Origin of the sequence: Serratia sp. T13T92 (assembly GCF_047530105.1) — a bacterium.
GTDB lineage: Bacteria > Pseudomonadota > Gammaproteobacteria > Enterobacterales > Enterobacteriaceae > Chania > Chania fonticola.
This window is the reverse complement of sequence record NZ_JBLJAK010000020.1, coordinates 67,306-92,124: the sequence shown is the minus strand read 5'-3', so window position 1 is coordinate 92,124 and position 24,819 is coordinate 67,306. Positions and strand designations below refer to the sequence as shown.

The 24,819-nt window shown below is 55.2% G+C and carries 30 protein-coding genes; 13 read left to right on the top strand and 17 right to left on the bottom strand.

The genetic code is table 11. From position 1 onward, the window contains the following. Positions 1-129: 129 nt before the first annotated feature. The 8 genes from dagF to ACMV5I_RS18315 form a co-directional block, all read right to left on the bottom strand. Entirely contained in the window at positions 130-870 is a 741-nt protein-coding gene (dagF, locus tag ACMV5I_RS18350) for a 2-dehydro-3-deoxy-phosphogluconate aldolase (RefSeq protein ID WP_414825001.1), read from the bottom strand. Next, a complete protein-coding gene (locus ACMV5I_RS18345) occupies positions 867-1,985 on the bottom strand; it encodes a DgaE family pyridoxal phosphate-dependent ammonia lyase (RefSeq protein WP_121607943.1) in 1,119 nt (372 codons plus the stop codon). The genes dagF and ACMV5I_RS18345 overlap by 4 nt, the downstream gene beginning before the upstream one ends. Continuing rightward, on the bottom strand, positions 1,969-3,108 hold the full coding sequence (locus tag ACMV5I_RS18340) for an amidohydrolase/deacetylase family metallohydrolase (protein WP_121607944.1): 1,140 nt from the start codon (positions 3,106-3,108) through the stop codon (positions 1,969-1,971). Before ACMV5I_RS18340 ends, ACMV5I_RS18345 begins: the two co-directional genes overlap by 17 nt. Before the next feature lie 54 nt (positions 3,109-3,162). Continuing rightward, complete coding sequence (locus ACMV5I_RS18335; protein ID WP_024483730.1) at positions 3,163-3,813, bottom strand: DUF4310 family protein; 651 nt, start codon at positions 3,811-3,813, stop codon at positions 3,163-3,165. Positions 3,814-3,824: 11 nt separating this feature from the next. Beyond that, complete coding sequence (locus ACMV5I_RS18330) at positions 3,825-4,601, bottom strand: DUF4311 domain-containing protein (RefSeq protein ID WP_021180718.1); 777 nt, start codon at positions 4,599-4,601, stop codon at positions 3,825-3,827. A gap of 86 nt (positions 4,602-4,687) precedes the next feature. Continuing rightward, positions 4,688-4,984: a DUF4312 family protein gene (locus ACMV5I_RS18325; RefSeq protein WP_024483731.1), complete on the bottom strand. Its 297-nt coding sequence runs from the start codon at positions 4,982-4,984 to the stop codon at positions 4,688-4,690. Then, positions 4,984-5,349, bottom strand: a complete 366-nt coding sequence (locus tag ACMV5I_RS18320) for a glycine-rich SFCGS family protein (RefSeq protein WP_021180720.1) — start codon at positions 5,347-5,349, stop codon at positions 4,984-4,986. The genes ACMV5I_RS18325 and ACMV5I_RS18320 overlap by 1 nt, the downstream gene beginning before the upstream one ends. Positions 5,350-5,386: 37 nt before the next feature. Further along, on the bottom strand, positions 5,387-5,734 hold the full coding sequence (locus ACMV5I_RS18315) for a glycine dehydrogenase (protein ID WP_024483732.1): 348 nt from the start codon (positions 5,732-5,734) through the stop codon (positions 5,387-5,389). Between the two features lie 421 nt (positions 5,735-6,155). On the opposite strand from ACMV5I_RS18315, the gene rnk reads away from it, so the two are divergent. Beyond that, positions 6,156-6,566 carry a nucleoside diphosphate kinase regulator gene (gene rnk / locus ACMV5I_RS18310; RefSeq protein WP_021180723.1) on the top strand — a complete coding sequence of 137 codons (411 nt, stop codon included), beginning with the start codon at positions 6,156-6,158 and terminating at the stop codon, positions 6,564-6,566. Between the two features lie 42 nt (positions 6,567-6,608). On the opposite strand, the gene ACMV5I_RS18305 is transcribed toward rnk, so the two are convergent. After that, on the bottom strand, positions 6,609-7,397 hold the full coding sequence (locus ACMV5I_RS18305; RefSeq protein WP_174333681.1) for a sulfite exporter TauE/SafE family protein: 789 nt from the start codon (positions 7,395-7,397) through the stop codon (positions 6,609-6,611). Positions 7,398-7,514: 117 nt separating this feature from the next. Between ACMV5I_RS18305 and ACMV5I_RS18300 the strand changes: the two genes are divergently transcribed. Further along, entirely contained in the window at positions 7,515-8,279 is a 765-nt protein-coding gene (locus ACMV5I_RS18300) for an AraC family transcriptional regulator (RefSeq protein ID WP_414825000.1), read from the top strand. A 43-nt stretch (positions 8,280-8,322) separates the two neighbouring features. Here ACMV5I_RS18300 and cybC read toward each other — a convergent pair whose 3' ends face one another. Then, on the bottom strand, positions 8,323-8,709 hold the full coding sequence (cybC, locus tag ACMV5I_RS18295) for a cytochrome b562 (protein WP_414824999.1): 387 nt from the start codon (positions 8,707-8,709) through the stop codon (positions 8,323-8,325). Positions 8,710-8,997: 288 nt separating this feature from the next. Then, positions 8,998-10,338, bottom strand: coding sequence for a metalloprotease PmbA (gene pmbA / locus ACMV5I_RS18290; protein ID WP_024483736.1), 1,341 nt, complete (start codon positions 10,336-10,338; stop codon positions 8,998-9,000). 201 nt (positions 10,339-10,539) lie between these two features. Here pmbA and yjgA point away from each other — a divergent pair, with 201 nt between their 5' ends. After that, positions 10,540-11,088 carry a ribosome biogenesis factor YjgA gene (yjgA, locus tag ACMV5I_RS18285; RefSeq protein WP_021180727.1) on the top strand — a complete coding sequence of 183 codons (549 nt, stop codon included), beginning with the start codon at positions 10,540-10,542 and terminating at the stop codon, positions 11,086-11,088. 33 nt (positions 11,089-11,121) lie between these two features. On the opposite strand, the gene ACMV5I_RS18280 is transcribed toward yjgA, so the two are convergent. The 5 genes from ACMV5I_RS18280 to aaeX all read right to left on the bottom strand — a co-directional run bounded on the left by ACMV5I_RS18280 (position 11,122) and on the right by aaeX (position 15,204). Further along, positions 11,122-11,421 carry a barstar family protein gene (locus ACMV5I_RS18280; RefSeq protein WP_021180728.1) on the bottom strand — a complete coding sequence of 100 codons (300 nt, stop codon included), beginning with the start codon at positions 11,419-11,421 and terminating at the stop codon, positions 11,122-11,124. Between the two features lie 4 nt (positions 11,422-11,425). Then, positions 11,426-11,875, bottom strand: a complete 450-nt coding sequence (locus ACMV5I_RS18275) for a ribonuclease (protein WP_284121808.1) — start codon at positions 11,873-11,875, stop codon at positions 11,426-11,428. 206 nt (positions 11,876-12,081) lie between these two features. Continuing rightward, positions 12,082-14,058, bottom strand: a complete 1,977-nt coding sequence (aaeB, locus tag ACMV5I_RS18270) for a p-hydroxybenzoic acid efflux pump subunit AaeB (RefSeq protein ID WP_414824998.1) — start codon at positions 14,056-14,058, stop codon at positions 12,082-12,084. Then, entirely contained in the window at positions 14,058-14,993 is a 936-nt protein-coding gene (aaeA, locus tag ACMV5I_RS18265) for a p-hydroxybenzoic acid efflux pump subunit AaeA (protein WP_202810748.1), read from the bottom strand. The genes aaeB and aaeA overlap by 1 nt, the downstream gene beginning before the upstream one ends. A 7-nt stretch (positions 14,994-15,000) precedes the next feature. Continuing rightward, positions 15,001-15,204, bottom strand: a complete 204-nt coding sequence (gene aaeX, locus ACMV5I_RS18260; RefSeq protein WP_021180732.1) for a p-hydroxybenzoic acid efflux pump operon protein AaeX — start codon at positions 15,202-15,204, stop codon at positions 15,001-15,003. A 326-nt stretch (positions 15,205-15,530) separates the two neighbouring features. On the opposite strand from aaeX, the gene aaeR reads away from it, so the two are divergent. Continuing rightward, entirely contained in the window at positions 15,531-16,442 is a 912-nt protein-coding gene (gene aaeR / locus ACMV5I_RS18255) for an HTH-type transcriptional activator AaeR (protein ID WP_024483740.1), read from the top strand. A gap of 134 nt (positions 16,443-16,576) precedes the next feature. Here the strand turns inward: aaeR and ACMV5I_RS18250 are convergent, their stop codons facing one another. Beyond that, positions 16,577-16,837, bottom strand: coding sequence for a hypothetical protein (locus tag ACMV5I_RS18250; protein ID WP_414824997.1), 261 nt, complete (start codon positions 16,835-16,837; stop codon positions 16,577-16,579). Between the two features lie 13 nt (positions 16,838-16,850). On the opposite strand from ACMV5I_RS18250, the gene ACMV5I_RS18245 reads away from it, so the two are divergent. The 9 genes from ACMV5I_RS18245 (at position 16,851) to ACMV5I_RS18205 (ending at position 24,814) form a co-directional block, all read left to right on the top strand. After that, entirely contained in the window at positions 16,851-17,753 is a 903-nt protein-coding gene (locus ACMV5I_RS18245) for an acetamidase/formamidase family protein (RefSeq protein ID WP_121607950.1), read from the top strand. A 10-nt stretch (positions 17,754-17,763) separates the two neighbouring features. Beyond that, a complete protein-coding gene (locus tag ACMV5I_RS18240; RefSeq protein ID WP_024483743.1) occupies positions 17,764-19,107 on the top strand; it encodes an APC family permease in 1,344 nt (447 codons plus the stop codon). Positions 19,108-19,239: 132 nt separating this feature from the next. Beyond that, positions 19,240-20,184, top strand: a complete 945-nt coding sequence (locus ACMV5I_RS18235) for a nucleoside hydrolase (RefSeq protein ID WP_414824996.1) — start codon at positions 19,240-19,242, stop codon at positions 20,182-20,184. Between the two features lie 102 nt (positions 20,185-20,286). Further along, on the top strand, positions 20,287-21,015 hold the full coding sequence (locus ACMV5I_RS18230) for a MerR family transcriptional regulator (RefSeq protein ID WP_065684760.1): 729 nt from the start codon (positions 20,287-20,289) through the stop codon (positions 21,013-21,015). Positions 21,016-21,113: 98 nt separating this feature from the next. Then, positions 21,114-21,524 (top strand): hydroxyisourate hydrolase, encoded by a 411-nt coding sequence (gene uraH / locus ACMV5I_RS18225; RefSeq protein WP_174333727.1) that lies wholly within the window; start codon positions 21,114-21,116, stop codon positions 21,522-21,524. Between the two features lie 168 nt (positions 21,525-21,692). Next, complete coding sequence (locus ACMV5I_RS18220; protein ID WP_202671977.1) at positions 21,693-22,127, top strand: nuclear transport factor 2 family protein; 435 nt, start codon at positions 21,693-21,695, stop codon at positions 22,125-22,127. Continuing rightward, positions 22,124-22,840, top strand: coding sequence for an SDR family NAD(P)-dependent oxidoreductase (locus ACMV5I_RS18215; protein WP_414824995.1), 717 nt, complete (start codon positions 22,124-22,126; stop codon positions 22,838-22,840). Before ACMV5I_RS18220 ends, ACMV5I_RS18215 begins: the two co-directional genes overlap by 4 nt. After that, on the top strand, positions 22,840-24,099 hold the full coding sequence (locus ACMV5I_RS18210; RefSeq protein WP_202810751.1) for an NAD(P)/FAD-dependent oxidoreductase: 1,260 nt from the start codon (positions 22,840-22,842) through the stop codon (positions 24,097-24,099). The genes ACMV5I_RS18215 and ACMV5I_RS18210 overlap by 1 nt, the downstream gene beginning before the upstream one ends. Position 24,100: 1 nt before the next feature. Next, a complete protein-coding gene (locus ACMV5I_RS18205; RefSeq protein WP_202810752.1) occupies positions 24,101-24,814 on the top strand; it encodes a DUF1365 domain-containing protein in 714 nt (237 codons plus the stop codon). Positions 24,815-24,819: the final 5 nt, after the last annotated feature.

Below are 24,819 nucleotides of genomic sequence, written 5' to 3'. Positions count from 1 at the left end.
TCTCCCACGGGCTCATAGGCACTAGGGTTAGGGGGAGCTCACCGGCTATCTCCCGATGATCAGTCGGGGATCTTCTCCGCTAAGGCGGAGAAGATCAAGACATAAGGGTTGGGGTGAGGGGCAACGGATTTACCCCACCAGCCGCTTGGTGATCTCCAGCAGAGTTTTGACATCTTGCGGGCGAGTATCGCCACTGGTGGAATCAATGATGGAGCTGTAGATATGCGGGATCACCTGCTTAACACCGGCTTTCAACGCAATCTCCAGGATCGGTTCGAAGTTTTCCAGATCGATACCCCCGGTCGGTTCCAGCATAAAGTCATGCTCGGCACAGGCTTTCGCCACGTACTCATATTCGTCCTGATGCTTCAGGCCACCCATCGGGAAATACTTAATCGAGCTGCCGCCCATATCTTTCAACAACGCAATCGCGGTCTCTACCGGCACGATGCCATCCGCTGCCAGAGCACTCAGCGGCCCGGTGGAAATCTTCACCCAGCCCACGCGGCCGGTCGGAGAGACCAGGCCGTTCACCACGGTTTGGTTTTGCTTCAGCAATGCACGGCTGGCACCGACGCCGGTGAATACCTGGTTAACATGCTGGGGTTGGACTTGCTCGGAGATCAGGCTGACCATATTCGACTGCTTGGGATCGCCAGCCCCCAGGCCCACGGAAAGCGCGTTCTCGATCAGGCGTGCATAACGTGACATATCCGTCACGGCACTCTCAACGTCTGGATAGTTTTTGGAAAGAACGCCCACCAGCACGTGCCCCTGCGCCGCATTATAGATGTCCTGCGCGTTGGCTTTTGAGCCAGCCAGCACGTTGAGGCAAACACGGTCTTTATAGTAATTAGGCTTAAGCTTCATGCTTGGTTCTCCGTAAACAGATTTTTAATACAGGTAAAGACGGTCATCAGCTGCTGCTCGTTCACGCTGCGGACATCCACCTCAATCTTGCCTTCGTTGGCCTTGTAGCCACGGAAATAGATGGCGATATCACCGGTTTTCAGCCGCTGGACGATTTCCACAGTCGACATCCCCAACACCGCTTCATCAAAGGTAATTTCAACGCGGGCAATATCGCGCCCTGCGCTGTCCCAGACGGTTTTGGCGCTGATGCCATTCAGGGTATTCAGTTGGCTGATAAACGGCGTCATGCGCTCTACCATTTGCGCACCAGTGGTTTTCTCCGACGTCAGGTAGCTTTCAATAGCCTGCGTCAGGCCAAGGATGCCCTCTTTGCCCACTTTCATCGCCCGGCCAATACCGCCTGACTGCTGCTTCACCCACTCTACGTATTGCTTCTTGCCGATCACCAGCCCGCTGGTGGGCCCTTCGATGGCCTTGGCACCGCTGTAGATCACCAGGTCGGCCCCCATCTGGTAGTAACACATCAAATCTTCTTCAGCAGCGGCATCGACGATCAGCGGCAGGTTATGCTTACGTGCCACCACGGCTGCCTGTTCGACGGAGAGAATGCTTTTCTGCACGCAGTGGTGAGACTTGACGTACAGGATGGCGGCAGTCTGCGGGGTGATGCTGGCTTCGATCTGTTCAGGGGAGCATTCGTTGGCATAACCCGCTTCCACCACCTTACCGCCGCCAAGGGCGACCATGGTATCCACCGGCGCACCAAAGTTGACGTTATGGCCACGCGGCAACACGATCTCGCGCGGCTCGTTCACCGTAGCGGAATGCAGGTTGACCAACAGGTTGGCGTTGTCCTTGACGATCACCGCCGCCACCGACTGGGCAATACCGGCAGAGGCGCAGGAAACAATCACCGCGTCTTCCACATTCAGCAGGCCAGCAATATAGGCGCCGGTCTTGTTGACCAGATCCTTGATTTCAAAGTAATGATTCAGGCCGTAATCCACGGCGTCAATCACCTCCTGGCGTGGCGTAGAAACGCCGAGAATGGTCATGCGACCGGAAGTATTGATCACCTGCTTTAAGTTATATTTTTCATAGACTGAAGACATGAGCGGCTTTTCCTTGATCGGTTAATAGGACTTCTCCGGCTACCACGGCAGCCAGCGGTACCAACAGTTGTTCGCCATTCACGGACTCCCCTTCGGAGTCGGCAAACACCTGCGGCCCCTGGCGAAGATCAAAAATGGTCAGGTCGGCATCAAAGCCGGGTTTCAACTGCCCCTTGGTGGTCAGGCGCAACGCCGCAGCGGCATTTTCCGTCACACAGCCAATGACCTGCGCCAGAGAAAGCCCAACGGTAAAGAATTTGGACATTACCGTCGCCAGGCTGTGCACGGGGCCAGCCAGACGGTTACGGCAGTAGATATCGGAACTGATGGTGTGCGGGAAGATCCCCAGCGCAATGGCCTGGCGGGCAACCTCAAAGCTGAAGCTGGCCGAGCCGTGGCCTACATCAAGTAACACGCCACGTTTTAACGCGCGTTGGATCGACTCGCGCAGCGTACCTGCCGGGGTCAGAATGCGGTTCGGTTTACCGTTGTAGCAGTGAGTGATGATGTCGCCCTGGGTCAGCAGATCGGCGATCTCGTCCAGATCCGGCGGGTTATTGCCAATATGCACCATCAGCGGCAGTTGCTGGTTTTCCTGTTGGATCTCTTTAGCCAATACCAACGGTTTGGTGCCGTTCTGGCCCACGACGCTGCTGCTCATACGCGCCTTGATACCAATGATAAATCCCGGCTTGCCATCGATGGCCTGTTTGACCTGCTGCTTATTGATATCCGCCATATCGGCCAGTTCATTCTGCCTTAGCAAACCAATGCGAGAGATATTGAGGAAGGCAAAGACGTTGGTTTTGGCGCTGCGCGTCAGGGCATAGAATTCATCGATATCGTCGGTGCCGGTGCTGCCAGCATCCACCACCGAGGTGACGCCACTGCTCACGCCCACCAGATCGGGGTCGTCATGATAAATCGGTGAAGAGGGATAACAGTGTACGTGAGAGTCGATCCAGCCAGCGCTCAGGCGGTAGTTCCCCGCCAGATCCAGTTGTTTGTGGGCACTGGCATCAGCCGCCAACTGCCCGACGACGGCAATCTTACCCGCCTCAATAGCCACATCGGCCAGTGTGTCGTCCACCAGCCTGGCGCGCCGGATGATTAGGTCATACATACTTCGCTACTCCTTGCCAAACCCTGGGTGGTTAACCCAGGGCTTGGGACTTGATTAAGAAATGGCTACCGGGAAGAATGCCCCCAAGATCATGGCCCCCAGGATCGCGCCGCCGGTGATCGGCTTGCCCCAGATGTAGAACAACAGCGCGCCCAGCAGGGATCCCAGACCGATCGGGATCGAAGCGGCCATGGCAGACAGGATGATCAACGGCCCAAGGAAACGCCCGGAAGAGTTACCCGCCCCCATCATCACGTCCGCCCCATAGGTGGAGTTGCTCTGATTGATGGTAAATTTACGCGCCAGGATAATCAGGTAACCAATCGCCAAGCCAATGACCAGGCCAGTGACCAGCGAGGCGGCAAAGTTGGCTACCGGGAAAACAATCCCCGCGCCCAGCAACAGCGCAGGAACACCCAGGCCAACCCCGGTCTGGATCGCCCCGCCAATATCCAGGATCCCTACCAGAGAACCTTCGATAATACGGGCGAACAGGAAGCTGGCACCGAACGCCGCCACCGCACCGTAAACCCCGGTGTCCATCCCGGCACGCAGCATGGAAACGAAAGCCACTTCGTTAAACGCGCCGATGCCATACAGGTAATACATGTGTGTCCCGGCGAACACGCCGGACGAGAGCAGGCCAACAAAAATCGGGAACGACCAGTCGGCATACCAGAAGCCTTTGTCTGCTTGTGCTTCCATCATTCAGCTCCTTATTTTCCGCTCAGGGTGTTATGAATGGCATCCAGCCAGCCAGGCACGCCCAGGCTGAAGGATTCGAGAACTTTCATATCAAAGCCGCGGAAGAAGCCGCTCAGCACGAACAGCAGCACAATCGCCACCATCATGATCTTGGTGACTTTGTTCCAGCCGCTTTCTTCAACGCCCTTGCCAATCAGGATACCCAGCACCAGACCTGGTACGGCATTACCCATGATCAACTGCGCCAGACCACCGAAGATGGTGCCCCAGAAGCCAGAACGTTTGCCCGCTTCAATCGCCGCCAGCCAGAAAATCACCGGCATGACGGTGTTCACCAGCAGGTTGGCCGCGGGAACCAAGACTTTGATGGCCGTAACCTGCAAGGCCGCAGGCACTGCCGAAGCGGTGGTGTTAAGGAAGGCCACGACCAAAATGCCGATGATCCCACACGCGATAGCCATCTTTTTTGGATCGTGCATGGTTTCCGCAACGTTGCGGTTTTTGATCATCAGGGCTGCAGCGCCCCAGTTAGGAATGATGCGATGGTCAACGTCCTGCGTGAAGGCCCCCGCCGCCACAGAAGACGCCCAGGCGTTGAAGAAAAAGCCCAGACCAAATGAGAAATGAGAAGCCGGATCGCCTTCGCAGGAATTCAGCTCACCCAAGGTACGGAATGCTCCCATACCCTGCGTCGTCGGTGCGTGGAACATACGTGCGGCACCGGCCCCTACACCGACGCCAACCAGCCCGCCGATAATAATCGACTTAAATAAGATGATTAAAAACATCAGAATATCCTTCTTATGTCATGCCCAGTGGATCCCAAGACGCAGCCATAGCGGCTATAGCTTGAAACACGACGGATATAACGTTTTTATTTCTGGGTGAAGACCACCTTTTCGGTATTGATGATCGTCACGTTCACGGTTATTTCTAATGAAACGGCATAGCTTTTTCTTTCACGCGCCAGGAAGAAGAAAAGAAATTTTTCTTTAGTGGTTCTCTCTTCCGCCTTTAATATTTTGACATCCTGCGGTTCGATACGCAGCAGAACATTATTGGTGGATTTTAAAATCACGCCCTGTACATTAGCTAATGCACCGGCAAAGGCTTTAGCTTTACTATCGCCTTTGCCCTCCACGTTAACCGAGGTGGTATAAGTTTCTTTCATTACGGATTGCCGTATTTTTTGACATACGCTTCCACTAGCCGCTGGCCTAATTCTTCTTTATCCATAAAGCCAAAGCCTAATACGTTGCAGCCTTCGTTAATTGCCGTCACGCCTTCTTCGATTGAACGCATACCATATCTGGATTTATAACCATATTTGGTTTGTGCGGTGATCGCCCCAGCCCCGCCGCTGCCGCAGAAGGAAATGCCCAGTTGCGCATTCTCTGCTTTCATCACGTCACCCAGTTTCATATCCGCCGCCATACCAGGGATCACAATCACCTTGGCACCTGCATTTTCAACGCCTTGGCCCACTTTCTGGCCTTTACCCAGCCGATCGCCGATCACTACAGTAATTTGTCCCATGGGGTTTTTCTCCTGAATAATTTTAATGAATCAAACGTTATTGGTCGTTATCTTTAGCCACTTCAAAATGAACCGAAAGCAGATACGCCTCTTCAATCGGTAGCGTGGCAAACTTATTTACCACTCGCTCTGCCAGTTGCATCGATCCGGCAGAAATTTCATCAAACAGTGATTTATCAACTTCCGGCAAGGGCTCACCCGTTATTGAGCGCAACACCATTGCACGGATATGGGATTCCAACATTTGTTGTTGCACCGCATTGGTGTAAATATTCTCCTCACCCAACATGGCCGTAATATCGGCCAACAGTTGAGTGGTAATCGTTGCGGCCTCACTGATGTCAGTCTGTTCCCTGTTACTTACCGAAGCAGTTCCGTCATTCACTTTGCAGTCACCTCTGGATCCAGCTATTTATCCGTTAACGGTAAAGCGCTTTACCTTTACCCGCTTTCTTTGATGTCTTTACCCTAACTCTTGGGGCATTGCTTGTGTAGCGCGTTTTTTTCCAGTTCGAACTGGAAATTAAGTGACGCCAGGGGATCCATTTCGCAAAATCGGGGGTTTTTACGCTAAGTAAATGAGATTGCAAAAAGAGTTTGCAACGCAGAGTTGCCAGTTGGTGTCGCGGCGCAAAAAACTTCGTGATCGAGATCTCTTTCTTTTCCGGCCCTAACAGCCTACTATCAGTAGGACAAACCGACATTTTTCACACCCCCGCTCCCAAAGGTGCGGGGGTGTTGCTTTTGTGTTGTTTTCCGAATTTATGGCGCAGAAAGGGCGCCCTTTGATTGGACTGGAGAGTGGAATGACCAAACCAACCATTACCATTAATGAGCTGGATGCGGAACGCCTGGATGCGCTACTGGCACAGCCAGCCTTTGCCAATACTGACGTCGCCGCCGCTCTGAACGCTGAACTGGATCGCGCTGACATTGTGCCGGCATCGCAGATCCCTGCACACGTCGTCACCATGAACAGCCGCGTACGTTTTCGCGATCTGCATACTTCAGAAGAACATGTGCGCACGCTGGTTTACCCTGCCTCTCTCAAAGACAGCGCTGAACAGCTGTCGGTGATGGCACCTCTGGGTGCAGCACTGCTGGGAATGCACGTGGGTAAACAGATCAATTGGCAGTTGCCAAACGGCGAAGAAGCCCGCATTGAAGTGTTGGAATTGCTGTATCAACCTGAGGCTGCGGGCGAGTATCACCGCTAAGTCAGGTTTCCGGGCGGCCATTCAGCCGCCCTGTTTGCGCCTTTACAGGCAAATCGCAATCAGCACTACCACCAGCAGCAACACGTAAATTCTGGCGTGTAGCCTGTCGTCTACGCGGGGCAACACCCGTTTGGCAAACACGATCCCCGCGATACCCGCCACCAGCAGTAACCCTAAAATCAACAGGTTCACATAGCCGAAATAGTGCGGCCCGCTCACCTTCCCCATACCGAGATAGCTATACAAGACTGTCGCCACCACCGCGACCGGGATCGATAGCGGATTGGCCGCACTGACGCAGTGCTTCATGTCGTAACCCTGACGGCGTAACAGTGGAACGGTCATCACGCTGCCCCCCACCCCCAGCATAGCGGCAATCACGCCAATTAATGGCCCACCGACCCACACCGTCGTCCTGGATAACGCCGTCTTGGCGGGTTTGGTCAAGAATCCTTTGCGCAGCAGACAGTCGGCAATGGTCACCACCATATAGAGAATAAACAGCCCGCGAATGGTGGTGTCTGCAAGCTGCATCGCGGCAAAGGCACCGATTACTGCCCCCGCTCCGATATAAAAGATCAGCGGAGTGATGGTTTCACGCAAGATATTGCCGCTGCGCCACTGGGTAACGCTGGCATAGCTGGCGTTTAAAATCATGACCGCCGCCGAGGTGGCCACGGCAATATGCATCGCCTGATCGGCATGATTACCGGAGGCGGAAACCACATGATAGACGAAGGGCACCACCACAAAGCCACCGCCAAAACCAAACAGAATGGTGGTCATGCCGGTCAAAAAGCCGGTAAACAGCACCAGTAAAATATCAGCCATCCCCCTGCAACTCCTCAATGTCGTTGGTAAGCCAGCAGGATAGGCGGCCACGTTATGGCTTGCATGCTATCATCGGTCAACTATTATTGCGTTTCGGCCAAAATGATAAGGCAGGCTATGCGCAATACCTCCATTGATTCCCTCGATCACACGCCAAGCGCGGTGATAGCGATTGGCACCGACTATCCGCCGGACTATCTGTTGCCCTTGCATAGCCACCGGCGCGCGCAGTTGCTGTATGGGGCTACCGGTGTGATGCAGGTATTTACCCGGCAGGGAAATTGGGTGGTGCCACCGCAGCGCGCCGTATGGATCCCGCCGCAGGTCGCACATGAAGTCAGGATGATGGGAGTGAGCACGCGCAGCCTGTATATCGAGCCGGACGCGCTGATCGCGCCCATCGCCGAGGTCTGCCAAGTGGTGAGCGTAACCCCGCTGATGCGTCAGTTGCTGATGGCCGCCGTTGATATGCCGCTGGTGTATCAACAGGAAGGACGGGATGGAGCCTTGGTGGCGCTGCTGCTGCATGAGATTACTCAGATGCAGGCATTGCCGCTGCATATTCCCCTGCCGGAAGATCCCCGGCTCAGCGCTCTGTGCCAGGCCTTTTTACGCCAGCCAGACGCCCACGCGCCACCTGGGCTTTGGGCCGCCAGCCTGTATATGAGCCTGCGCACCTTTAGCCGCTTCTTCCGCAAGCAGACCGGGATGTCGTTTTCGCAGTGGCGTCAACGAGCCTGTGTGGTATTGGCGCTTGCACGCCTGGCGGCGGGCAACAGCGTTACCCAGGTAGCAATCGAGTTAGGCTATGAGAGCAGTGCGGCCTTTTCGGCGATGTTCCGTCGGGTGCTAGGGCTGGCGCCATCTTCTTATCTGGGGTGATAGCAATGACCGCCATCGGCGGTCACCGAGGATGTTCTGACGTTTAGCGGAATTTTTTATGATTGGCATCACGGGTTTGCTTGAAGCCCTCAGCCACTTTGCGCGCGTCCTCCAGCTTGCCCTGATTCGCCAGCGCCATTGACTGATCGATCTGCCCGATCAGCGTCGCCAGCCCTTGACGAAACTCCTTCATCTCCGGGCTGTCTGGCGCTTTACTTTCCAACTTCGGCGGTGTGCCTTTCTGGGCATCCGTGGCGGCAGCGCGCATATTCTGCAGGCTCTGCTTGAAGGTATCGGTGGAGTCGGTTTTCAATACAATTTTGTAATTGGCGGCCAGGGTATCCATGTCATCGGCCAGTTCGGCTGCCATCACCCATGAACTGGCTCCCAGCAGCGTCAGTGCTGCCAATACTTTCAATGTCTTCTTCATGCTCACCTTCCAGTTATTGTTTTAGTTAACCCGTTATAAACATAGGCATGGAAAGGTAAAACCGATACCTGATATTTGTAAGGAAGGTTGAAGCGGGGAGTTGGGAGGAGCCGAGATACCCCTCACCCTAACCCTCTCCCAAAGGGAGAGGGGACTGGAACGTGCTACAAATTAGCCCCTGCACACCACTCAGAGCCAGTTACCCAATCTCGGGGAAACCGTCCCACACCTGACCACAACGCTGAAGCAGCTCCCTCTCCCTGTGGGAGAGGGTTGGGGTGAGGGGAATTACTGCCCTGCGATCTTCATTTCCGGCAGCAGCACGGAACCGCACTGGATATTGCTGCGCAGTTCGATATCGCTGCCGATGCTGACGATATTGCGCAGCATATCTTTCAGATTGCCAGCAATGGTGATCTCGCTGACTGGATACTGGATCTCACCGTTTTCTACCCAGAAGCCAGAAGCCCCACGTGAGTAATCGCCGGTAATCCCGCTGACGCCCTGCCCCATCAGTTCGGTGACCACCAGACCGGTGCCCAACTGTTTGAGCATGCCCGCAAAGTCATCGCCCTGACCGGCAATGCGCCAGTTATGGATCCCGCCCGCGTGGCCGGTGCTATGCAGCCCCAGTTTACGCGCCGCGTAGCTGGTCAGCAGCCAGGTTTCCAGCACGCCGTCTTTGACGATGTCCCGGCGCTGGGTGCGTACGCCTTCGCTGTCGAACGGCGTAGAGGCCAACCCTTTCAGCAAGTGCGGATGCTCTTCAATGGTCATCCACTCCGGCAGGATCTGTTTACCCAACGAATCCAGCAGGAAGGTGGATTTGCGATAAACGCTGCTACCGCTGATAGCCCCGACCAGGTGGCCAAACAGACCAGTAGCCACTTCTGAGGCGAACAGCACCGGCGCTTTCATGGTTGACAGCTTGCGTGGGGAAAGACGCGCCAGCGTACGGCGGGCACATTCCTGACCAACCCACTCAGGGCTGGCCATATCGCCCATCGCCCGGCCAATGGTGTAGGCGTAATCCCGCTCCATATCGCCATCATGTTCGGCGATCACACAGCTGGAGAGCGAGTGACGGCTGGAGCAATAGCTCTGCAGCATGCCGTGGCTGTTGCCGAAGACCTTGATACCGTAATGGCTGTTGAAGCTGCCGCCTTCGGTATTGGTAATCCGCTTGTCGGCCGCCAGCGAAGCCTGCTCGGCCCGGGCTGCCAACTCGATACCGCGTTCGGCATCCAGCTCGGTGGGGTGGAACAGGTCCAGATCCGGCGCATCAAATGCCAGCAGATCTTTTTCCGCCGGGCCAGCGTGGGGATCTGGTGAAGTGTAACGAGCGATATCCAGCGCCGCCTGCACGGTGCGGGCAATGGCATCCGGATTAAGATCGGTGGAAGAGGCACTGCCTTTACGGTTTTGATAATAGACGGTAATGCCTAACGCACCGTCGCTATTGAATTCGACGTTCTCCACTTCGCCGAAGCGGGTGCTGACGCTGATACCGGTGGTTTTGCTCACGGCAACTTCTGCCGCATCGGAACCGGCGCGTGCCAGCTCCAGTGCCTGTGAAACGGCTTGTTCCAGCGCTTTGCGCTGCTCTGCAACTTGGGTGACTACTTTCATCAATCGGCCATACTTAATCAGAAAATCGTTGAGAAAAGTGCCGTGTCGGCATGGTTTTGCGCGCAATAACGCGCCAAAATAATTTCAGGCTGCGCCCGCTGGCCACAGCCCGATGTACTTTTGAGTCTAACAGGAACCGCGTGGAATTTCGCATAAAGCCGGCAACCTGTTAGGATTAGCCTCTTTTTAACGGAGCCTACCATGAACAAACAGCCTGAAGACTGGCTCGACGAAGTCCCGGAGAACGAAAACGAGGACGATGACGAGATTATCTGGGTCAGTAAGAGTGAAATTAAACGTGATGCCGAAGCGCTGAAAGACCTGGGAACCGAACTGGTTGAACTGGGTAAAAACGCCTTGGAACGCATCCCGCTGGATGAAGATCTGCGTGCCGCCATCGAACTGGCGCAGAAGATCAAGAAAGAAGGCCGCCGCCGCCAGATCCAACTGATCGGCAAAATGCTGCGTGCTCGTGATGTCGAACCGATCCAGACCGCGCTCGACAAGCTGAAGAACCGCCATAACCAACAGGTTTCGCTGTTCCACAAGCTGGAAGCGCTACGCGATCGCCTGGTAGCAGAAGGTGATGACGCGATCCCGTCCGTGCTGGATCTGTATCCACAGGCCGATCGCCAACAGTTGCGCGCCCTGATACGTAACGCACAGAAAGAGCAGGCCGCTAACAAGCCGCCAAAATCATTCCGCCAAATCTTCCAGTACTTACGAGAGCTGGCAGAGGCACAACAGTGATCGTCAGCGGCATCGCTGCGGGATGGACCCCGTTCATCCCCGCTGATGCGTCGCTGTGCTGCTCGTTTCACGGATATTGAACCGCAGGTTGCCCTCCAGCTCTTCCTCCGCTTCTTCAAACAACAGAATAATGGCACCAAAGCGGCGTTTGCTGCGGGCGTTGAGATTGAGAAATTCAATCTCGACCGGCAGGCTGATGTCGCCGGTCACCACGTCCCACAGCGCGTCCAGGTTGGCGCCAAATCCTTCACCCAGTGCAAACCGCTCGGCAAAGTGACGATAGAACGCTGGCAAGTCCGCGATCTGGTTAAAATCGAACTCTATTTTTCCCATCGGCTCACTCCATCCGCATGAAGTTCTTATAATGGTCGCGCGTGACATAAATCAGACCGTCACTGGAATATAACAGCCGATCGGCACCGCGTCGGCCGCATTGGTAGTTGATATCCGCTTCGCGCCATACCCGGTTGTTGGCGGTCGGTAACTGCCCTTCACGGTTGGAAAAACGGTCGCCACCAATGGCCTTGCCCGGCAGTACCTTGCACAGATTACCGTCACGCGCATCCCAACCCTGCTCACGAGCCTGTTTTTTGGTGATGTAGTAATCAGGCAGGCGCTGGTGCTGTTGCACATAGCTGACCACCCGCTGCTGCTGCGTCAGTTGTTCAATACTCTCTGCCGCCGGGGTCGAATCGTTGGTCAGTGCCCGATCGCCCTCCCCCTGCAGCGCACTGAACCCCGCCACCAGCAAAGCAATCAACATCGCAATAAGCGTACGTTTATTCATACCGTCCCTGCATATATAGCAAAAATTAATGAATCAAAGATGACCAAGATGTAACCATTTCGCATCCAAAAGGCCTGACGCCCGAGCAAAAACCGCGATTGATACGGAATTATTATGGTTTGTGAGGCCTTCCTGCATACATTTTAGCCCCCGTCGTCGGGGGACGTAAACCATGCAGTATAGCCTTTGGCGGGAAAGTGAAGATATCAATCAATCAGCGCGTGACGGTAGCGATGCAGCATATCAGCCAGGCGTTTTACCGGCCCGGTGACGCTAAGCGGAGCGAGGTTATCCACCAGCTTTTGTTGATATTCATTCATCTCTTTGAGTAACCGATCGTAGTAGTAAGCCCGCTTCACATCGTTCTTGGCGGTGACCACGTGGTCGGCGGTGCTGCGGATCTGTTTGTGGAACACCGAAAGCTCTTCCCGCTCCGGGATCTCGGTCATCTGCATCCGCTGGTGGGCAATAATCAGGTTGAGTGCCAGCCGGTATTTGGCAATGTCGTTCGGGAACATCATCAGCAGCTGGTTCAGGCGCTGATAGAGCGCAGGTAGATGGTTTTCCTTACGGCGCGCCGCCTTGGTGGTCAACGCCGAAACGGCGCTGCTGACCAACTGATTCATCAACGTGCGGCCGGTGCGCTCACGTGAGGTATCACGGATCAGGAACAGCACGATCATCGCCACAAAGCAGCCGATAATCTGGCCGATGGCGCTGTCGATAAACGAGGAGACATGGAAACTCATCGGATTGCTTAACACGATGATGTTAATAGTACTCGCCAGGGTACCTAGCGATCCCAAACGGCGTTTCTGCACTTCGATCCCGATGACAAAGGACATGATACCCAGGCTCAGGCACAGCAAGAACATGCTTTGCTGGGTCTCTGGCAGAATAAACATATAAAACAGCGCACCGAGCGGCAACGCCACCAGCACGCCCAGCAGGAAGTCGAGCGCCATCATTTTTGGATTTGGCGTGCGCATCGCCAATGCGGTCACGACGGCGATCATCACCATACAGCCGCTGCCGGACGTCCAGCCGGTCCACAGCCAGAACAGGCAACCTATTGAGGTCGCCGCCCAGGCTCGCAGCCCGTTAATCATCGCATGGTGGCCTTCCGCCGACGGCCGCTTCACCACCACTTCCCCGGCCAGTATCTCGTCTTCTACCGCGTTGATACCGCTGTTGGTATGCACGCCTTTTGCCACCAGCAGATAGCGCGTCGCCGCGCCCACCCAGCCGGTGACCGTTTGCAGATGTTCATCGCTACGATTGGTTGCCAACACCTGGCGCACCAGCTTCAGGCGTTTATGCACTTCTTGCGCGGTTTCCGCCGGAACCATCAGCAGCTCGCGGATATTTTCCTTCACCGCATCCGGATGATTGAGCAAAATCAGGTAGGTTTCACAGGCCTGGGTGATCAACGTCAGCGAAAGCGTATGCAGCGCATGCAAGCGGCTGTTGACCCGCTGCCAACGTGACGACTCCAACATCAGGTTGCTACGCATCCCGTTGATGGCGGTGGTGCTTTTTACCAGATCGCTCCAGGCACGGTCGATATCCTCTTTCCCGGCATCGCTGATACACATCTGCATCAGCTTGTACTGCCCCACCAGCAGCTTATCCACCGCACGATCGATATCCTGTTTGATCGAACGCGGGGAAAACAGCAGATCGGCCAGTACCGCACTGAGAATACCGAGCACAATCTCGCTACAGCGCTCTACGGCGAACTGTGGCGCGTCCAACAGTGAGGTTGTGGTGTTTGTAGTGGCTGCGGAGGTGACGATGATAATCAGCGCCGTGTAGCCCGCCAGCCCCCAGGCGTAGGAGTTCTCGACCTTCACCAACGAGGAGATCCAGGTACAGACTCCCAGCCAGACGCAGCACAGCATCAGCATCACCACCGGTGCACGGGCGCAGGTAACGATAATCAGTAAACCGACAAAACAGCCGATAAAGGTGCCGATAATACGCAGCCAGCCACGATAGCGGATCGCGCCTGAGAAAGGTTCCCCCCCGGCGGCAAAGGCCGGGCCGGCAGCCACAATGGCCGCCGTCAGCACCGACCAGCGCGGGGTTTCCAGATTAAGGTGAAAACCGACAAACAGGGCGAAGACAATCGCAAAGCTGAGCTTGCAGGCAAACCGCAGACGCAGAAAGGTTGGGCTGTTCATTAGCCGAACTCACGCAACCGATGCATCAGCCGGATAAACGGCGAACCGCTGTCGATGCTACGATCGTTCTTGCCAGTAATGACCACGGTCGCAGTGGTGCCCGCCGGATAAGAGTGTTGCTGATCTTTCTCATCGAGGATGATTTTTACCGGTACGCGCTGTGCCAGACGCACCCACTCCAGGTTGCTGTCGATCGACGCCAGCCCCTTGCTGTTTGGGGTACTGCTGCTGTTATTCACCGCCGCGGCCAGGCTATCGACGGTGCCGTGCATAATGCGGTTGCTGCCCAGCGGGGTGATCTCGGCACGATCGCCTTTGCTCAGCCCTTCAAGCTTGGTTTCTTCCAGATAGGCGATGACATAGAAACTGTTTTTCTTCACCAGCGCCACCGCAGTAGAACCACGGGTGATAAATTCCCCCGCGTGGACGTTCAGGTTGGTGACCCAACCGTCTGCTGGCGCTCGCACCGTGGTCCGTTCCAGATCCAGCTGCGCCAGATCGCGCACGGCGATCGCCTTGGCCAACTGATGCTGCACGGTTTGCAGCACGTTATTGGATTGGTCGATCTCTTCTTGTGACATCGCCTGGATCCCCAAGCGTACACGGCGGCCCGCTTCACGCTTCTTCTCTGCCGCCAGCGTCTGATAATAGGCCACATCGGCGTTGGCTTCGGCCAGTGCCTGTTGGTAACGTGGCTGGTCGATCACCATCAGGATCTGGCCCTGTTTCACCAACTGGTTGTCGGTGATCGGCACGTCGGTCAGCAAGCCGCTGACGTCAGGAGCAATCGCCACCACGTCGGCGGTGAATTTGGCATCACGCGTCCACGGCGATTGGGTGTAAAACGCCCAGGCCTTGAACACGGCGATGGCCGCCAGCAGGACCAGCAGCAAGGTGATGGCAATGCGGAGTATTTTTAATGATAGAGTTTTCACAGCAGCCTCAAACGAAAAGACACGAAATCAGATAAAACAAACAGCAATACAGCGCGGTATTGAACAACGCCGGATGCCAGACAAAATCGTAAATCCCGGTCGGCTGCAACAGGCGGCGTATGACGAAGAACAGGGCCAACGACGCTAACAGCTCAAAAAATACCGGTGGGAACGACAGTCCAAAAATGACCATAACCGGAAGCAAACTCATCACTTTATCCTTAATTGTTTACTACACCGGGGTTTTCCCTGCTGATTTCACATTCCATTTACATTCTAGCGCACGGACGCCAAACGTTATGATCTGGTAGTTGACCAGGCCATAAACCTGAAAAAGGGTTAAGCTAACAGCAGGCTTCCGCGAGAGGGAATGTATGGATAACCGGAGGGATCGTGCGGCCACGGCAGTATACCGCGGCATAGCTGACCACGCTCAAGCGTTCAGAAGATCTTTACACCCGACGCGTTATATTAGCCTGCTTACTATCAACTCATCTATAATCTGTGATCTAAATCACTTTTAAGCCAGAGTGAACAATGGAAAGACTAAAACGGATGTCCGTGTTTGCCAAAGTCGTTGAATGTGGGTCATTTACCGCGGCAGCACGCCAGCTCGACATGAGCGTTTCATCCATCAGCCAGACAGTGTCCAAACTGGAAAATGATCTACAGGTGAAGCTGCTTAACCGCAGCACGCGCAGTATCGGCCTGACCGAAGCCGGTAAAATCTACTATCAGGGCTGCCGCCGCATGTTGCAGGAAGCCGCCGAGGTCCATGAGCAGCTCTATGCGTTGAACAACACGCCCATCGGTACGCTGCGCATCGGCAGTTCCTCCACTATGGCGCAAAACGTCCTGGCGACCATGACTGCCGATATGCTGCAAGAATATCCTGGCTTGACGGTTAATCTGGTCACCGGTATTCCGGCCCCAGATCTGATTGCCGACGGCCTGGACGTGGTGATCCGCACCGGCGAACTGCAGGACTCCAGCCTGTTTTCCAAACGCCTGGGCTCGATGCCGATGGTGGTCTGCGCCGCCAAAAGCTACCTGACTCAACACGGGACACCGCAAAAACCGGCGGATATGGTGAATTTTTCCTGGTTGGAATACAGCGTACGGCCAGACAGTGAGTTTGAATTGATGGCTCCCGAAGGCATCAGCACGCGTATTTCCCCGCAAGGGCGCTTCGTGACCAACGATTCACAAACCATGATCCGTTGGCTCAAGGCCGGGGCCGGGATTGCCTATGCGCCACTGATGTGGGTCATCGAAGAGATCAAACGCGGCGAGATTGAGATCCTGTTCAAGCGCTACCATTCAGAACCCCGCCCGGTTTACGCACTGTACACCGAGAAGGACAAGCTGCCGCTCAAGGTACAGGTGTGTATCAATTACCTGACGGAATACTTTAAACGCGTGGCGGAAGTGTATCAGGGCTATCGCTGAGGCTCCCCTTTATCCCTGGAGTTCACTCCAGGGTAATAAGTTTGCTCTAGCTGATATATAGCGTTTACTGCTATAAAACCGGTTACTCATTTTATTAATGCTGATTATCGAAAGTATTTACCTTCATTTGATTCCTATTCTCTACTGAGAACTCTGCTGTATTCATTCGGATTAACAGATCGATTATGCGGAAATTCCCGCCAGAGTTGCGGGTAATAAACCACTGCGATAATTGTTTGAAGCATATCCTGCCAATCCAACCAAAGTGCCCATTCTGCTAGCGCTTTCGCGTGCTTGCTTACGCCCCTGCGGGTGTGATTTATTGATGAATTGGCGCTGGTTCGCCCCATTATCATTATTGCCATAAATAATAAAAACCAGGCTTCATTATTCATTATAGGAATCACCATGGAAAAGATCTCACGTACGCACCTGGTATATGCCATGTCGCGCGATAACGCCCCTGTGGCCACCGTTGCCAGCGGCAGCGACGTTTGTTTTGAAACCTGTGACTGCTTCGAGGATCAAATCGCCTCCGAACAGGCCGCCTTCACCGAACTGGACTGGAGCCGCATCAACCCGGCTACCGGGCCGGTTTACGTGCAGGATGCGAACCCCGGCGATGTATTACGGGTAGAGATTAAACGTATCACCCCAACCAGCCATCAGGCAGTCATGGTCACCGCACCGGGCCTGGGCGTCATTGGCGATGAGATTCAACAACCTCAGATCCGCACAGTGCCGCTGGAAGACGGCTTCGCACTACTGCCCGGCGGCGTGCGTTGGCCGTTAAAACCGATGATCGGCGTGATTGGCGTTGCCCCGGCCGAAGAGCCGGTCTCCTGCGGTACACCAGATGCCCACGGCGGCAACATGGACTGCAAAATCATCACCGAAGGCTGCACGCTGTGGCTGCCGGTTAACGTTCCCGGTGCGCTGTTTGCGCTCGGCGATCTTCATGCCGCAATGGGCGATGGTGAAGTCTCGGTATGCGGGCTGGAAATTCCCGGCGAAGTGGTGGTGAACCTGAGCGTAGTCAAAAACCGCGCGTTGCCAACCCCAATGATGAGCACCGCCGATACGCTATATACCCTGGCATCCGCCAAAACGCTGGACGAGGCGGCCGAATTGGCAACGCGCAATATGGCGCACTTCGTGGCGGACTATAGCCAGGTCTCGCTGGCCGACGCCATCAATCTGCTGAGCATCACCGGCGATCTGCAAATCTGTCAGGTGGTCGATCCGCTGAAAACCTGCCGTTTCGCACTGCCACGCAGCGTTGCCGAGCAGTTAAACCTCCAGCTGGATTAGGGATAGCGCCATGTCTGTAGAACAATTTGGTTATAAGCAGGAACTACACCGTACCCTCACCCTGAAAGATCTGGTGATTTACGGCATGATCTTTATGGTACCGATTGCGCCGTTTGGCGTGTTTGGCTACGTGTGGGAAGGCGCACAGGGCATGGTGGCGCTGGCCTATCTGATCGGCATGGTGGCGATGTTCTTCACCGCCATGAGCTACTGGTCAATGTCCCGCGCTTTCCCGGTTTCCGGCTCGGTCTATGCCTATGCCCAGCGCGGCATCCATGAAACCGTCGGCTTCTTTGCCGGCTGGCTGATCCTGCTCGATTACATCCTGGTGCCGTCGTTGCTGTATATCGTCAGCGCGGCCGCGCTCGGCCCGATCCTGCCAGAAGTACCCGCTTGGGCGTGGATCGTGACCTTTATCGTGATCAACAGCGCGATCAACCTGGTGGGGATCCAGTTTACCGCCAAGGCCAATCGCTACATCTTGGTGGCAGAGATCGTGATCTTGACCATCTTTGTGGTGATGGGCCTGACGGCGCTCTATTCCGGCGAAGGTGCCGGTGGCCTGACGTTGAACCCGCTCTACAACGCCGAGAAATTCAGCCTGCCGTTGGTAATGGGTGCGGTGTCGATTGCAGTCCTGTCGTTTCTGGGTTTTGACGGTATTTCAACACTGTCCGAAGAGAGCAAAGGCGGAGCCGATGCCGTAGGGAAAGCCTCGCTGTATGCGCTGCTGTTGGTAGGGTCGCTGTTTATCCTGCAAACCTGGATTGCCGCCGATCTGGCAGCAGGCCAAAACTTTACCAATCTGGATACCGCGTTCTACGATACCGCCAATCTGGCGGGCGGCTCCGGGTTAAAGCAGGCCACCATCTGGGCGACAGCACTCTCCTGGGGGATTGCCAATGCGTTAGTCGCGCAGGCCGCCATCTCCCGCATTCTGTTCGCCATGGGGCGTGACCGCCAATTGCCGAAGATCCTGGCCAAGGTGCATCCACGCTTTAAAACCCCTTACGTCAGCACCCTGCTGGTCGCGGTGATCTCCCTCGGTTCCGGGCTGTACTTCAACGGCAGCATCGACAACCTGAGCCGGCTGGTCAACTTCGGGGCGCTGATGGGCTTTTTGATCCTGCACCTGTCGGTGATTAACCACTACATCATCCGCCAGAAGTCCAAGGCCTGGGTAAAACACCTGTTGTTCCCGCTGGTCGGCCTGTCGATCATCGCCTTTGTGCTGTACGAGATGGATATCGAAGCCAAAATCCTCGGCCTTAGCTGGCTGGCGATCGGCATCGTGTATTACTTCGTGCTGCGCGTAGTGCTGAAGAGAGAGCCGGTGCTGAAGCTGGAGGACTAAGCCAGCAATCTGCCCCTTCAGGGGCAGATTAATCCAATCCTTTGATGACATTAACAAAACGGCCCGCTGCTCATACCCCTCTGCCCGCCTCTAGGTTATGCTCGAAAAAATCCCCCTGTATCAGGAAAAATCATGAAGAAAATCATACTGGACTGCGACCCGGGGCATGACGATGCGATCGCGATGCTGCTGGCATGGGGCAACCCAGATATTGAACTGCTGGCCGTCACCACCGTCGTCGGCAACCAGACGCTGGAGAAGGTCACGCGGAACGCGCTGGCCGTGGCGCGCATTGCCAACATCACCGGCGTACCCTTTGCCGCTGGCTGTTCGCGGCCGCTGGTACGGCAAATTGAAGTCGCACCCGACATCCACGGCGAATCGGGCCTCGATGGGCCAGTCCTACCGGAACCCACACTACAACTGGCCGATATCCATGCCGTCGATCTGATCATTGATACCATCATGGCGCACCCACCAGGCACCGTAACGCTGGTGCCCACCGCAGGACTGACCAACATCGCCATGGCGGTGCGCAAGGAACCCCGCATTGCCACACGCGTGAAGGAAGTGGTGCTGATGGGCGGCGGTTACCACGTGGGTAACTGGAGCGCAGTGGCTGAATTCAATATCAAAATCGATCCGGAAGCCGCGCATATCGTGTTCAACGAACCCTGGCCGTTAACCATGGTTGGGTTGGATCTGACGCATCAGGCGCTGGCCACACCAGAAGTTAGCGCGCGCATCGCCACCATTGGCACCGGCCCTGCGAAATTTGTTGTCGAACTGCTCGAGTTCTTCGGCCATATGTATAAGCAGGCGCAGGGTTTCACTTCGCCACCGGTACACGATCCCTGCGCGGTCGCCTATGTGATCAACCCCAACGTGATGACGGTGCGTAAGGTGCCCATCGATATTGAGCTGACCGGTACCCTGACGCTGGGGATGACGGTCGCGGACTTCCGCTTCCCGGCCCCGGCGGATTGCCATACCCAGGTGGCAGTGAAGCTTGATGAAACCGCCTTTTGGGATCTGATTGTGGATGCGTTGCAAAGAATTGGTGAAGTTGAGGTTTGAGGCACGGTTGGGAGTAAAGTGTCGTGCAAACGCCCGACACTTCATTCAAGCCGGTATTATGCGTAGTATATTGAAAGTGATCTTTGTTATCGGATGTCTCTCATGGCTTACTCTATCGGCGAATTTGCCCGGCTTTGCGGAATAAACGCAACCACACTACGCGCCTGGCAGCGTCGTTACGGCCTGCTTAAACCGATGCGCACCGATGGTGGGCATCGCCAGTACAGCGATGATGATGTCCAGCAGGCGCTCAAAATTCTCGACTGGGTAAAAAAAGGGGTAACCATCAGCCAAGTGAAACCCCTGCTTGCTCGCCCTGCAGAAGGCCAGACAAACAACTGGCACACTCTGCAAGAGAGAATGCTGCAGTTGCTTAAAGAGGGAAAAATCGAATCGCTGCGCCAGCAGATTTACGCTTCTGGCCGCGAATATCCTCGCCCGGAGTTGGTCACGGAAGTGCTGCGTCCGCTGCGCAGTAAAGTCTCTGCTAATATTCCGGCGATGATGACCCTGCGCGAGATCCTGGATGGCATTATCATTTCCTACACCTCATTTTGCCTCGAAAGGGACAAAAAAGCGGCAGGGGATAACTATCTGATCACCGGCTGGTACCTGTCAGACCCGTGCGAAATCTGGCTGGAAGCGCTCAGGCGTACGGGTCAAGGACAGCACATTGATGTCCTTCCTGTTCCGCCTGCCAGTCTGGCTCCGGAGCTGTTTCCTGAACGAAAATGGCTGCTTGTCATGACAGGTAAACTCACCCCCGCCCGCAAACAACAGATTGAACTGTGGCAACAACAGGTGATGTCTCTTGAGGTCATTACACTTTGACGTTGTTCTTCCGTTAATTATCACAAAAGTTTGAATATTTATTTTTCACCGGGATGCTACCTTTTTCCTGTTTGTTTTAACCCCTACAGGAAATCATGATGAAAAAAGCTACCGGTCTTATTCTGTTAACCTCTCTGGCAATGGCTCCTGCCGCATTCAGTGCCCCATCTGGCACGCTGAGCGTCCATATTCTGAACCAACAGACAGGTATTCCCTCGCCGAATGTTACCGTCACGCTTGAAAAAGAGCAGCAAAACAGCTGGGTCACGCTGGCTAGCGGTAAAACGGACGAAGACGGGCGTATTAAATCTCTCTATCCACAGGACCAGGATATGCTGCCGGGCATTTACAAAGTGACCTTCAAAACCGGTGACTATTTCCACCAACAGCAGCAAACGTCGTTCTTCCCTGAGATCCCGGTGATGTTCACCGTCACCAAGACCAATGAAAAACTGCACATCCCACTGCTGTTAAGCCAGTATGGATACTCTACCTACAAAGGAAGTTAAAGATAAAGCATGCTCATGTTGTGCAGTTAACAGCATGAGCATGCAAACTTAATACGTTGAAGCTACTGAGAAAATAATTATCACCCTTCCAAAGTTGGACAAACAGCAATAATTGTGTAAGTTTTAACTATGCAATAACGCTACGTTGTTCACTGTCAGGTGAGACTCATGAGCTCTATGCCATCCATCATCAACCGGTTTGTTGATTACTACAGCAAGCTGGATAACCAGCCGCCATCTGCGTTGGCGGAGATCTATCATGCTGATGCCAGGCTGAGCGACCCGTTTGGTGAGCATCAGGGTCTTTTGGCGATCCAGCGTTACTTCACTCATCTATTGGCCAACGTAAAGCATTGCAGCTTTACCATCGATACCCCCCTCTGCGAAGGCCATCGTTTTGCCGTAACTTGGGCAATGCATTGGTCTCACCCGCGGATTTCAGGGGGAGAAACACTAGTCCTCGCAGGATGCTCAATTGTAGATATTCAGGACAACCTTATTATTCGCCAGCGTGATTACTACGATGCCGGGGAGATGATTTACGAACATCTTCCCCTGCTTGGCTGGGCGGTGCGAAATGTAAAAAGGAGAATGCGCTCATGATGACTGTCCTCATCACCGGCGCAAGCTCCGGCATTGGTGCCGGGCTCGCTAAGTCCTGGGCCGATGACGGCTGCCAAGTCATTGCCTGCGGGCGAGACCGGGCCAGGCTGGAAGCACTGCAACAGTACAGCCCTAATATCACGTTACGCGTGTTCGATATGACGGACAGGGAGGCCTGCCATCTAGCGCTTGCAGATTGCACTGCCAACCTGATCGTTCTTTGTGCGGGAACCTGCGAATACCTGGAACAGGGTGTGGTGGATGCCGCTCTGGTGGAACGTGTGATGAGTACCAACTTCCAGGGGCCAGTGAACTGTCTGGCCGCACTTCAGACCCAGCTTCTTCCAGGAAGTCGCGTGGCGCTGGTCAGTTCGATGGCGCACTGGCTGCCGTTCCCACGAGCAGAGGCGTATGGCGCGTCAAAAGCCGCCCTCACCTGGTTTGCCAATAGCCTGCGTCTTGACTGGGAGCCCAAAGGCATTGCCATCACGGTTGTCTCACCGGGCTTTGTAGATACGCCGCTGACCCGTAAAAATGATTTTGCCATGCCCGGCCAGGTGAGCGTCGACGATGCCGTGAAGGCGATCCGTCGCGGGCTGGCGAAAGGGAAAAAGCACATCGCCTTTCCCACCGGATTCAGCTTGGTCATGAAGCTGCTTTCAGGGCTCCCCAATTTCCTTCAGCGCAGGCTGTTGCGCAGGATGGTTCGCTAATGAAAATCGCCATTATCGGCAGCGGTATCGCAGGGCTCACCTGTGCCTGGCGGCTGGCCGGACATCATCAGGTCACGCTTTTCGAAGCGGAACCCACGGTGGGTGGGCATACCGCCACGGTGGATGTCAGCACGCCGCAGGGGAAGTATGCCATCGATACTGGGTTTATCGTCTACAACGACCGTACCTATCCGCGCTTTATGGGCCTGCTCAGCGAGCTGGGCATCAGCGGGCAAAAAACGCAGATGAGCTTCTCCGTACATAATCCGCAAAGCGGGCTTGAGTATAACGGCCACACACTCACCTCGCTGTTTGCACAGCGTCGTAACCTGGTTAATCCGGCGTTCTGGGGGCTTCTGCGAGATATCATGCGCTTCAACCGCCTGGCAAAAGAGGCGTTGGCGGGCGACGTTAACGAAAACGCCACACTGGAGACTTTTCTCGAACAGCACGGCTTCAGCGCGTTTTTCGCGCGTCATTATATCCTGCCGATGGGGGCTGCCATCTGGTCCTCGTCGCTGCAGGAGATGCGCCGCTTCCCGCTTCCGCTGTTTTTGCGCTTCTTTGAGCATCACGGCCTGCTGGATGTTACCCAACGTCCGCAGTGGTATGTGGTGCCCGGCGGTTCTCGCGAATACGTACGTGCCATTTTGACCCAGTTGGGTGACCGCCTGACCCTGCACCTCAACGCACCGGTACAGCAGGTCACCCGCCACAACGGCGGCGTTGAAATCCAACTTGCGCAGTCGAGCCACACGTTCGACCAGGTGATCTTCGCCTGCCATTCCTCACAGGCGCTGGCGATGCTTGCTGATCCTACTCCTGCGGAAAGCGAGGTTCTGGGCGATATTGGTTGGCAGCATAACGAGGTGGTTTTGCACAGCGACCCACGCTGGCTGCCGGTGCGCGAGCGTGCCTGGGCAAGCTGGAACTATCGCCTGAGCGAACGGGACCAGGCCAGCGCCTGCGTCACCTACAACATGAATATCTTACAAGGGTTACCTGAGGGTAGCCCTCTGTTCTGCGTCACCCTGAACCCGGAAACGTCGGTGGACGAGCGCTACGTCTGGAAACGCTTTGTCTACGAGCACCCGATGTTTAACCCAAAAAGCTGGCGCGCCCAGTCGCGCCGCGGCGAGATTAACGGTCACCAACGGAGCTGGTTCTGTGGAGCTTACTGGTACAACGGTTTTCACGAAGATGGGGTACGCAGCGCGCTGGACGTGGTGAAAGGGATCGCTGCCGGGAAGGACCTGTAAGATGAACAGTTGCCTTTACCATGGTGTGTTACGCCATCGTCGCTTCCAGCCGAAATCACACCATTTTCGCTATAACGTGTTTATGGCCTGGATCGATCTGGACGAGCTGGATGCGCTGCCGTCGGCGGGGATCCGCCGTAATCGCTTTGCCGCTGCCGCCTTCCATGATGCGGATTACCCACTCGGCACACCGCTGAAAGAGAACGCCCTCGACAGGCTGCAAACCCTGACCGGGGAACGTCCCGAAGGCCGCGTCATGCTCCTGACCCAGCTTCGTTATTTCGGCTTCCATTTTAATCCGATCAATCTCTATTACTGTTATGACAATACGGGCATCCTGCGCTGGGTACTGGCCGAAGTGCGCAATACCCCGTGGAACGAGCGCCATTACTATGCAGTGGATGGCCAAGCGGCTCGCCCGCAGCCGAAAGCCTTCCATGTCTCCCCGTTTAATCCGATGGATATGGTCTATCACTGGCGCTTCAACGCCCCCGGTAAAACGCTGCATATGCATATCGAAAATCATCAGGAGTCGAAGGTGTTCGACGCCACGCTCGCGCTTCGCCGTGAGCACCTAACGCGCGCGACCCTGAGATCGATATTGCTGCGCATACCGCTGATGACCCTGAAAACCGTCCTGGCGATTTACTGGCAAGCGTTACGGCTGTGGCTTAAACGCGTGCCGTTGTACAACCATCCCGTTAGAAGGAGTTAGCGCTC

Excerpts from the sequence above, each read along its gene's own strand:
- dagF (WP_414825001.1), bottom strand. The coding sequence starts at position 870 with ATGAAGCTTAAGCCTAATTACTATAAAGACCGTGTTTGCCTCAACGTG.
- ACMV5I_RS18345 (WP_121607943.1), bottom strand. The coding sequence starts at position 1,985 with ATGTCTTCAGTCTATGAAAAATATAACTTAAAGCAGGTGATCAATACT.
- ACMV5I_RS18340 (WP_121607944.1), bottom strand. The coding sequence starts at position 3,108 with ATGTATGACCTAATCATCCGGCGCGCCAGGCTGGTGGACGACACACTG.
- ACMV5I_RS18335 (WP_024483730.1), bottom strand. The coding sequence starts at position 3,813 with ATGGAAGCACAAGCAGACAAAGGCTTCTGGTATGCCGACTGGTCGTTC.
- ACMV5I_RS18330 (WP_021180718.1), bottom strand. The coding sequence starts at position 4,601 with ATGTTTTTAATCATCTTATTTAAGTCGATTATTATCGGCGGGCTGGTT.
- ACMV5I_RS18325 (WP_024483731.1), bottom strand. The coding sequence starts at position 4,984 with ATGAAAGAAACTTATACCACCTCGGTTAACGTGGAGGGCAAAGGCGAT.
- ACMV5I_RS18320 (WP_021180720.1), bottom strand. The coding sequence starts at position 5,349 with ATGGGACAAATTACTGTAGTGATCGGCGATCGGCTGGGTAAAGGCCAG.
- rnk (WP_021180723.1), top strand. The coding sequence starts at position 6,156 with ATGACCAAACCAACCATTACCATTAATGAGCTGGATGCGGAACGCCTG.
- ACMV5I_RS18305 (WP_174333681.1), bottom strand. The coding sequence starts at position 7,397 with ATGGCTGATATTTTACTGGTGCTGTTTACCGGCTTTTTGACCGGCATG.
- ACMV5I_RS18300 (WP_414825000.1), top strand. The coding sequence starts at position 7,515 with ATGCGCAATACCTCCATTGATTCCCTCGATCACACGCCAAGCGCGGTG.
- cybC (WP_414824999.1), bottom strand. The coding sequence starts at position 8,709 with ATGAAGAAGACATTGAAAGTATTGGCAGCACTGACGCTGCTGGGAGCC.
- pmbA (WP_024483736.1), bottom strand. The coding sequence starts at position 10,338 with ATGAAAGTAGTCACCCAAGTTGCAGAGCAGCGCAAAGCGCTGGAACAA.
- yjgA (WP_021180727.1), top strand. The coding sequence starts at position 10,540 with ATGAACAAACAGCCTGAAGACTGGCTCGACGAAGTCCCGGAGAACGAA.
- ACMV5I_RS18280 (WP_021180728.1), bottom strand. The coding sequence starts at position 11,421 with ATGGGAAAAATAGAGTTCGATTTTAACCAGATCGCGGACTTGCCAGCG.
- ACMV5I_RS18275 (WP_284121808.1), bottom strand. The coding sequence starts at position 11,875 with ATGAATAAACGTACGCTTATTGCGATGTTGATTGCTTTGCTGGTGGCG.
- aaeB (WP_414824998.1), bottom strand. The coding sequence starts at position 14,058 with ATGAACAGCCCAACCTTTCTGCGTCTGCGGTTTGCCTGCAAGCTCAGC.
- aaeX (WP_021180732.1), bottom strand. The coding sequence starts at position 15,204 with ATGAGTTTGCTTCCGGTTATGGTCATTTTTGGACTGTCGTTCCCACCG.
- aaeR (WP_024483740.1), top strand. The coding sequence starts at position 15,531 with ATGGAAAGACTAAAACGGATGTCCGTGTTTGCCAAAGTCGTTGAATGT.
- ACMV5I_RS18250 (WP_414824997.1), bottom strand. The coding sequence starts at position 16,837 with ATGAATAATGAAGCCTGGTTTTTATTATTTATGGCAATAATGATAATG.
- ACMV5I_RS18245 (WP_121607950.1), top strand. The coding sequence starts at position 16,851 with ATGGAAAAGATCTCACGTACGCACCTGGTATATGCCATGTCGCGCGAT.
- ACMV5I_RS18240 (WP_024483743.1), top strand. The coding sequence starts at position 17,764 with ATGTCTGTAGAACAATTTGGTTATAAGCAGGAACTACACCGTACCCTC.
- ACMV5I_RS18235 (WP_414824996.1), top strand. The coding sequence starts at position 19,240 with ATGAAGAAAATCATACTGGACTGCGACCCGGGGCATGACGATGCGATC.
- ACMV5I_RS18230 (WP_065684760.1), top strand. The coding sequence starts at position 20,287 with ATGGCTTACTCTATCGGCGAATTTGCCCGGCTTTGCGGAATAAACGCA.
- uraH (WP_174333727.1), top strand. The coding sequence starts at position 21,114 with ATGAAAAAAGCTACCGGTCTTATTCTGTTAACCTCTCTGGCAATGGCT.
- ACMV5I_RS18220 (WP_202671977.1), top strand. The coding sequence starts at position 21,693 with ATGAGCTCTATGCCATCCATCATCAACCGGTTTGTTGATTACTACAGC.
- ACMV5I_RS18215 (WP_414824995.1), top strand. The coding sequence starts at position 22,124 with ATGATGACTGTCCTCATCACCGGCGCAAGCTCCGGCATTGGTGCCGGG.
- ACMV5I_RS18210 (WP_202810751.1), top strand. The coding sequence starts at position 22,840 with ATGAAAATCGCCATTATCGGCAGCGGTATCGCAGGGCTCACCTGTGCC.
- ACMV5I_RS18205 (WP_202810752.1), top strand. The coding sequence starts at position 24,101 with ATGAACAGTTGCCTTTACCATGGTGTGTTACGCCATCGTCGCTTCCAG.